Here is a 295-nt window from a genome sequence, read left to right on the forward strand (position 1 = left end):
CCTCTTACGCGAGCCTTTGCTCTATTTACGTTTTGATATTTTTCTACTGGCATTCTACTACCGGCGTTACCGTATGTTAGCGTACCACGACCGATGTACTTTAGATCGATGAAATTTTTATAGTCAGTTTGAAAGAGATTTATCGTAAAAAAGCTAGGCGAGTTATGAAGAGTTACAGCAAATTCTTTTGTTTTTGCGATCTCAGGCTGAAGGGCTAAATTTGGAAATATCGTAAAATCAGGATGCTGAAAAGTAAAATAAATTTCATCAGATGTTGGAGCTCTAAAGCCATTTG

1 protein-coding gene is annotated in these 295 nt (G+C 36.9%); it reads right to left on the reverse strand.

The window, feature by feature from the left end:
- The coding region (locus A3223_RS06695; protein ID WP_141081797.1) for a TonB-dependent receptor domain-containing protein at positions 1-295 on the reverse strand (295 nt) is incomplete at both ends.

It is taken from the genome of Campylobacter concisus, assembly GCF_002092855.1.
In the GTDB taxonomy this organism is placed as follows: domain Bacteria; phylum Campylobacterota; class Campylobacteria; order Campylobacterales; family Campylobacteraceae; genus Campylobacter_A; species Campylobacter_A concisus_AI.